The 7,996-nt window shown below is 63.9% G+C and carries 7 protein-coding genes and 1 pseudogene; 5 read left to right on the forward strand and 3 right to left on the reverse strand.

Features of this window, described 5'->3' with window-relative positions; translation table 11 throughout:
* Both QZ266_RS14890 and QZ266_RS14895 read right to left on the reverse strand, forming a co-directional pair.
* On the reverse strand, positions 1-248 hold a 248-nt coding region (locus tag QZ266_RS14890), incomplete at its 3' end, for a flagellar hook-basal body complex protein (protein WP_295696536.1).
* A 16-nt stretch (positions 249-264) separates the two neighbouring features.
* On the reverse strand, positions 265-1,014 hold the full coding sequence (locus QZ266_RS14895; RefSeq protein ID WP_295696538.1) for a flagellar hook-basal body complex protein: 750 nt from the start codon (positions 1,012-1,014) through the stop codon (positions 265-267).
* Between the two features lie 262 nt (positions 1,015-1,276).
* Here QZ266_RS14895 and QZ266_RS14900 point away from each other — a divergent pair, with 262 nt between their 5' ends.
* From QZ266_RS14900 to QZ266_RS14920, 5 genes are read left to right on the forward strand one after another with little or no spacing between them, the layout of a single operon-like run.
* Entirely contained in the window at positions 1,277-1,840 is a 564-nt protein-coding gene (locus QZ266_RS14900) for a flagellar basal body-associated FliL family protein (protein WP_295696541.1), read from the forward strand.
* A 29-nt stretch (positions 1,841-1,869) separates the two neighbouring features.
* Complete coding sequence (gene fliM, locus QZ266_RS14905) at positions 1,870-3,000, forward strand: flagellar motor switch protein FliM (protein ID WP_295696544.1); 1,131 nt, start codon at positions 1,870-1,872, stop codon at positions 2,998-3,000.
* On the forward strand, positions 2,997-3,389 hold the full coding sequence (locus QZ266_RS14910; RefSeq protein WP_295696546.1) for a DUF6468 domain-containing protein: 393 nt from the start codon (positions 2,997-2,999) through the stop codon (positions 3,387-3,389). The genes fliM and QZ266_RS14910 overlap by 4 nt, the downstream gene beginning before the upstream one ends.
* 4 nt (positions 3,390-3,393) lie before the next feature.
* Positions 3,394-4,116: a hypothetical protein gene (locus tag QZ266_RS14915; RefSeq protein ID WP_295696550.1), complete on the forward strand. Its 723-nt coding sequence runs from the start codon at positions 3,394-3,396 to the stop codon at positions 4,114-4,116.
* Positions 4,100-7,537, forward strand: a complete 3,438-nt coding sequence (locus QZ266_RS14920; protein WP_295696552.1) for a hypothetical protein — start codon at positions 4,100-4,102, stop codon at positions 7,535-7,537. The genes QZ266_RS14915 and QZ266_RS14920 overlap by 17 nt, the downstream gene beginning before the upstream one ends.
* A 227-nt stretch (positions 7,538-7,764) precedes the next feature.
* On the opposite strand, the pseudogene QZ266_RS14925 reads toward QZ266_RS14920, so the two are convergent.
* Positions 7,765-7,996: pseudogene (locus tag QZ266_RS14925) on the reverse strand (flagellar biosynthetic protein FliP); the annotation flags it as partial.

Genomic DNA, 7,996 nt, shown 5'->3' on the forward strand with positions numbered 1-7,996 from the left:
TGTTCGGTGATGCGGTAGATGGAGGCCGTCTGGACACCCAGACCGACCTGGACACCGGTCGGCACGATGGTGCCGGCATCGGAGGAGTCCATGCCCATCTGCTGGACATTCTGGTAGAGCAGGTCCTGGAACTCGGCGCGCTGGCGCTTGAACCCGGTCGTGTTCATGTTGGCCAGGTTGTTCGAGATCACTTCGACATTGAGCTGTTGAGCCTGCATGCCGGTGGCGGCGGTGGTGAGAGCACGCATATCCGTTCTCCTACGATCAGATCCGGCCAAGGCGCTCGATGGCGCGCTTGTTCAGGTCTTCTGCTTGTTCAAGAAATTTCGAGACCGACTGGTAGCTGCGCATGACAGACATCATGTCGGTGAGTTCGAGGATCGACTGCACATTGGACTGCTCGACAAAGCCCTGGCGGACTGACGGGTCGAGCATGGCCAGCGGTTCGTCGGCAGGATCTTCGGCTGGCGGGATCGTGTAGCGACCATTGCCCTGTTTGGACATCTCGCCGCGATTGGCGATCTCGAACACGCCGACCCGGCCGATCTGCTCGCCGTTCTGAACGAGCGCGCCGCCATCCATGACCTCGACATTGCCGCGCGCGGCGTCGATCAGGATCGGGCCGCGGGTATCGGCATCAAGCACCGGCGCGCCATCGGCGGCGACCAGCTGGCCGGCCGCATCAAGGCGAAAGCGGCCGTCGCGTGTGTATTGCTCATTGCCATTCGCCTCGACGGCGAAGAAGCCCTCGCCCTCGATCGAAAGATCGAATTCGCGGCCGGTGAAGGCGAGTTCACCCTGGCGGAAATCACGGGCCATGCCCCACGTATTCACGAACTGGATGTCAGACGGTCCGTCCGCGTGTTCGGCGGTGGGCGCAGCGCGGTTTTCCAGCAGCAGGGATTCAACCTTGAAGCCGGCCGTGTTGGCGTTGGCGATATTGTTGGCCACGACATCCATAGACCGGCGAAGGGTCATCTGGCGCGAGAGGCCGATCATCATTGCGTTGTCCATCGGGCGGTTCCTTTCTGGAGCCTGGGGTCCGCCGTCGTCATTGCGCGGCAGTTGCCCGACAAGCTGCACGCAGCGTGCCAAGGTTAATTTTCATGGAAAACAAGAGGTTGACGGCGAGCGGTCAAAAAGACCGGCAAGCCTTTCCGGCAAAGACCGTCACAGCAGTGGGAAGAAGTTGCCGGGTCCGCCGCGATCACTACGAAACGTTAACCGCGCTGGCCGTTAATGGGTTCAAGCGATTCCCCCGAATGGGAGCCTGACAATGGCTGACGAGAACGAAGACATCGAAGACGAGACCGAAGGCGAGGAGAAGCCGAAGAAGAACCCATTGAAATTGGTTCTGTTTATCGGTTTGCCCGTCCTCATCCTGCTGCTTGCGGGCGTGGGCGGTTTCATGATGTTCGCCGGCGGTGGCGATGATGAAGAACAGCATGCGGACGCGAGCTATGGCGAAGCCGGAGACGGTCATGGCGAGGCTGACGCGCACGAGACCGACGAAGTATATTATTATGATCTGCGCGAGGGTGATGGCACCGAAGAGACCATCACCACCAACATCCGGTCCTCGACCGGACGTCCGGTTATCGTGCAGCTCAAGATCACTTTCGAATCGAGCCGTGCCGATCTCGGTCCGATCCTGGAAGAGCATGTCGACCCGATCATGGATCAGTTCATCATGTTCCTGCGCGAGCTGCGCGAGGATGATCTCTACGGGTCGGCCGGCATGCACCGCGTGAAGCTGGAATTGCTGCGTCGGGTCAATCTGGCGATCGAGCCGGCCCAGATCGATGCGGTCTGGATCCAGGAATTCATGATTGTCGACTAGGACAGCCCGGACGAACGGAAAGCACGCACATGTCTGACGATATGGACCAAGATGCACTGGCGGCCGAATGGGAGGCCATGGCCGAGGACGGAGACGACCTCGACCTGGCGTCCGAATGGGAGGCGATGGTCGGTGCCGAGGATGACCAGCAGGAGCTGCCCACTGTGGGTGGTGGCGCCGAGCGTATCCTCAACCAGGACGAGATCGACAGCCTGCTTGGCTTCTCGCTCTCCGATGATGACGCCGCGGACAAGTCCGGTATCCGCGCCATCATCAATTCCGCGCTGGTCTCTTATGAGCGACTGCCCATGCTGGAGATTGTCTTCGACCGCCTCGTGCGGCTGATGACGACCTCGCTGCGCAATTTCACCTCCGACAATGTCGAGGTGTCGCTCGACAATATCTCGTCGATCCGTTTCGGCGATTACCTGAACTCCATTCCGCTGCCGGCCATCCTCGCCGTCTTCCGCGCCCAGCAGCTCGACAATTACGGTCTGCTGACGGTCGACTCCAACCTGATTTACTCGATCGTTGACGTTCTGCTCGGCGGTCGCCGCGGCACCTCGGCCATGCGGATCGAGGGTCGGCCCTACACCACGATCGAGCGCATGCTTGTGCAGCGCATGATCGAGGTCGTTCTGGGTGATGCCAAACAGGCTTTCCAGCCCCTGACCGAAGTCGATTTCGATCTCGAGCGCGTCGAGACCAATCCGCGCTTCGCGGCCATCGCCCGGCCGGCCAATGCCGCCATTCTGGTCAAGCTGCGGATCGACATGGAAGACCGCGGCGGTCGAATCGAGCTTTTGCTTCCCTATGCGACTCTGGAGCCGATCCGGAAAATGCTGCTCCAGCAGTTCATGGGGGAAAAATTTGGACGGGACAATATCTGGGAAGGCCACCTGGCGACCGAACTCTGGTCGACCAAGATGGAAGTTCAGGCCGTGCTCGACGAACAGCGCGTCTCTCTGGGCACCGTGGCCAATTTGAAAGTCGGTGACACGCTCTATCTCGACGCGTCGCCGACCAGTGATGTCGAGCTGCGTTGCGGCCAGGTACCCCTGACACGCGGCCGTATGGGCCGCATTGGACATAGTGTTGCCCTGCGACTGAGCGGTCCGCTCTCGCCGGGTGCCAAGAAAGCGATGATGAGGTTCGCATGACACTCGCCGCCCTGATTTTCGAAGGCCTTGTCGCTGCCCTGCTGGTAGTGGCTGTCGTCATGTGCTGGCGGGTCGACCGTCGTCTCAATGCGCTCAAGAAGGGCCAGGACGGTGTTCGCGAGTCGGTCATCGCCCTCAATGAGGCGACCGACCGGGCCCGTGCCAGCCTTGGTGCGCTCGAGCGTGCCACGGCCCAGTCGGCCGAAGTGCTTGAGCAACGCGTGGGCGAGGCCCGCACGCTGGCCGACGAGCTGCGTCTGATAACCGGCAGTGCCGATCGCAAGGCCGACCGCATGGCTCAGCCTCGTGCGCCGCGCCGCCGCGCCGCCGATATTTTCCCCGATGGTGCCGGTTCGCGCGTCATCAATGATCTCAAGGATGTGAGGTAGCGCCATGCGCGAGCCCCTTCGCTTTCTGACCGTATTGGCCGTCCTCATGGGCGGGCTGCTGGGCCTGAAAACCCTCTCCATCGCCAATGGCGCCGCCGAATGGTGGGACGCCCAGGGCAGTGCCATGGCCGCGCAGGCGAGCCAGGAGACCGAGGACGGGGACGCCGACAGCGACGCGCCGATCATGCCGGCCGAGCACAGTGAGCCGGTCCAACTCGAAGCCGAGCCGAGCGCGCTGGAGGTCTCTGCCGCCTTCGCCGAACGCATTGCCAGCGGCGTGCGCACGGCCGAGGAAGAGCGTGTCATCTATCGTCTGCGCGAACGGTCAAGCGAACTCGATGCCCGCGAACGTCAGCTGGAAACGCGCGAAGCGCTCATGCTGGCCATGGAGCAACGCGTCGATACCAAGATTGTCGAGCTCGACGCGCTGCGCACCCAGATCGAATCCTTGTCCGGCGAGCTCTCCGAGCGCGAGGACGCAGACATGGCGGTCATCGTCAGCTGGTATTCGGCCATGGAGCCGGGCGACGCGTCTGACCGCATTGCGACCCTGGACATGGAAACCCAGTTGCAGATTGCCTCGCGCATGTCGCAGCGGACATTCGGCGCGATCCTGGCGGAAATGGATACCGGCTCCGCTGCGGCGTTGACCGAGCGCATGGCCAGCCGCTCCAACCTGCCGGAAACGGTGGCCGAGCTGGAGGCGCGGATTGCCGAAGGCGGCTAGACATATTGGCCGACTGACCGGGAGCTTCCTGCCACTGCTCCTGGCGTCGACCGCGCTGGCCCAGGCGCCCGCCACGCTCAGTGTCGAGCGTGGCGATAATTCTTTGCGCGTCCTGATCGACTATGCCGACAGTGTTGCCGACACTCGGCCTAGCGCTGAAATCGATGTCGAGCACACGGTTCTCATCGCCCGCCTGAGCGAGCCGATGGAGGCCGATGTCTCCAGTCTGGTCGGCGAGCTGGAAGGTCTGGCGGCCCGTGCCCGTCTTGACCCTGACGGCTCGACCCTGCGCATCGCGCTCAACCAGACCGTCGATGCCTATACCTCGTCCAGCTATGACCAGATCGCGATCGATTTCGTGCCGGTGGGCGGTGTCCGCCCGGCCGATATCGTGTCGCCGCGCGAGGCCCGCGAGATCGAGGCAGCGCGGCTCGCAGCCGAGCAGGCGGCTCTGCCACCACCGCCACCGCCTCCCGCCGAAGCCCTGCCGGTGCGTTACCGGGTCGGGCAGGCGACCGAATACACTCGCATCGAACTGATGTGGCCGCGTGAGGTGGATTTCACCGTCAGCCAGACTGGCAATACGGCGGAAGTCCGCTTTGTTGAACCGGCCGAGATCGATCTCAGCCGTCTGGTAGGATCACCACCCCGTTTCCTCAATTCAATTCAGCCGAGCCGCGAGGGCGACGAATTCGTCCTGACCATGGATGTCGAGCCGGGCGTGACCGTACGGGCCTGGGGCGAGAATGGGCGTGTCGCGATCGATCTGCCTGACCCGGCCTATATTGATGCGGCCACATTGCTCGCCGAACTCGGCGGGGATGCGGCGGCGACTGCGGCGGCGGCGGCCGCTGCTGCGACCGATACGCCCGAGCCGGATCCGGAAGAATTTGCGGTAGCGGCCCAGACCCGACCGGCCGAGCGCGCCGTGGCCGAGCCGGTGCCCGCCGCGCGTGAGCCGCAGGCTCAGCCTGAGACCGCTCCGCCAACCAGTCTGGCCGCCACGGATACAGCCCCGCTCGAGACCGCCGCTTCCGGCGCAGACCCGCGGCCCGCCAATGGCATCGTGCGGGCGGAAGTCTCTGATTATAATGGCGACCTTCGAATTGATTTCGACTGGGCCGCGCCTCTGGGCATGTCGGTATTCCGGCGCGGAGAAGCGATCTGGATTGTTTTCGACAGTGCCGCCGAACTCGATCTGCGAGAACTGGATGCCGCCAATCGTCGCCATGTCCGCAATTATACCGGCGTCGATGGCGAGGACTGGTCTGCCGCGCGGATTATCGTGCCCTCCACCTCACAGGCCGAAGCGCGGCTCGATGGAAATCGCTGGTCTGTTGTCCTGTCTGAACGCATCGACGCGCCACCGCGACCGATCAATGTGCGCCGCGATGCCCGGCGCGGTCGCCCCGGTCGTATCCTGATGGATATCACCAGCGCGAATGCCGTTCGCTGGGTCGATGATCCGGTCGTGGGAGACCGGCTCGGCGTGATTACCGCGCGGGGGCCGATCCAGGGACTGACGGCGCGCAGCGAATTTGTCGGTGGGGCGCTTCTGCCCAGTGCTCATGGCGCGGCTGTCCAGGCCACCGCAGAAGATATCGAGATTACCCTGATCGGCGGCGGAGTGGCGGTCAGCCGGGCCAGCGGGCTTGACCTGACACCGGCCGCCACCGTCGGCCGCAATGACGCAGACGGGTCGGTTCTGGCCAATATCTCCTCGCCCGCCCTGATGTATTTTGACGCCTGGCGCGGTACCGGCAGCTTTGTCGATGAATGGAATGCCCGGCTGCGCCGCACTGCGCTGGAAGACGGGACGGACGGCCAGATCGCCCTGGCGCGCTTCCTGCTGGCGCGTGACCTCGCCCCGGAGGCGCTGGGCATGCTTCAGGTCGCCGTCGATGCCGATCCGGAACTGGTCAATGACGCGCATGTCCGCGCGATGCGCGGTATCGCAAGCTACATCATGCGTCGCTATGACGATGCCGACGACTATCTGGCCCATGCCTCGCTGGCCCAGGACCCGGCAGCGGATCTGTGGCGCGGCATGATCGCGGTCGGCGAAGAGCGTTGGCAGGATGCCCGTCGGCGCCTCAGCACAGGTGAGGCCTCGGTCCACCACTATCCGCCTGAATGGCAGGCGCGTTTCAATGCCGCGCATGCGCGGGCTGCGCTCGAACTCGGGGATACCGGCGCCGCGCAGGAGTATCTTTACGCCGTCGAGGCCGGTGATCCGGACTGGCGGACCCGCCTGGATAGCAATTACGTCGCCGCCCGCCTGTCGGAAGTCTCCGGCGACTCCTTTGACGCAATCCGTCGTCTCGATGCCCTGTCCGAATCCGGTGACCCGGAAATGGAGGCGCGCGCCCTGTTCGACCTCTACCGCCTGCAGCTGGCCGAAGGTCAGATCAGCCGCAGCGAGGCGATCGAGAATCTCGAGAATCTCCGCTTCCGCTGGCGCGGCGACACGATCGAGCTGGAGACGGTTCGGGAACTTGGTGAGCTCTATGTCCAGGCTGGCGATTTCGCCGGCGGTCTTGAGACCATGGCAACCGCGCAGGCCCGCTTTCCCGAATCCGAAGCCGGGCGACGGATCGGCGAGGACATGGTCTCGATCTTCCGCCGCCTCTTCCTGGAAGGCGAGGCGGACCGGATGGACCCGGTCGAGGCCGTGGCGATTTTCTATCAATACCAGCATCTGGCCCCGATCGGCGCCGATGGCGACCGCATGATCCGCCGTTTGGCCGATCGCCTGATCGCCTTCGACCTGCTTGATCCGGCCGCGGAGCTCCTGCAGCACCAGGTTGATTACCGCCTGCGCGAACCCTTGGCCCGGGCGCGCGTCGCGACCGATCTGGCCATCGTCTACCTGATGGACCGGCGCTATGAAGATGCGCTCAACACGATCCGCCGCTCCCGTATCGCGGGATTGCCGGAAGCCATTGTCGATGAGCGCTATCTGCTGGAAGCCCGGGCGCTGTCCGAATTGGGACGGGCCGACCAGGCGCTTGAGCTGATTGCCTCGGACGAGTCAGAGGCGGCGACGCGTCTGCGGGCCGATGTCGCCTGGACCCAGCGCGACTGGCGCAATGCCGGCCGTCGCCTCGAAGGCATTCTCGGCAATCGGTTCTCCGACCCGGCACCGTTGATCCTGACCGAACAGGATGATCTCCTGCGCGCCGCCATCGCCTACAGCCTGGCCCGTGACAGCGTGAGTGCCGTCCGGCTCGGGGAGCGCTATGGCGAGGCCATGGCCGAGACCGATCAGGCCGCTGCCTTCAATCTCCTGACCGATGATGATGCCACGCCGGGCAATGTCCGCTTTACCGACATGGCGTCGCGCATCGCCTCGATCGACACGCTCGACGCCTTCATGGAGCCCTTCCGGGCCCGCTTCGTGAATGGTGGCGGGCCAAGTTAGGGCCGCGGTCCAGGCCGGATTTTCAAGCAGATTGTCCTCTCGGACGGCATGTCCCGCGAATAGCGGGGCGTAGGTCGCGCGCAGGTCAGGGGCATGGCGGATTGTCGACATCCCCGTCGCAACACCAAGCCCCGCCTTTGCGACGCTTCGAGCCGGATGACCATGCCTCGATGGATCAGTCCGCGCGCGGCGCGGTTACCGACGGGCGTATGGCCCCGGCTCGGTCGTCAACTCAACGTCCCGAAACTCTGCACAAGCGACCCTGTCACCAGTCGCCAGCCATCCACCAGCACGAAGAAGATCAGTTTGAACGGTAATGAGATGACGATCGGGGGCAGCATCATCATGCCCATCGACATGAGGATGGAGGCGACCACCAGGTCGATGATCAGGAAGGGGATGAAGAGCAGGAAGCCGATCTCGAAGGCGCGTCGCAGTTCGGAGATCATGAAAGCCGGC

This window comes from uncultured Maricaulis sp. (assembly GCF_905480005.1).
GTDB lineage: Bacteria > Pseudomonadota > Alphaproteobacteria > Caulobacterales > Maricaulaceae > Maricaulis.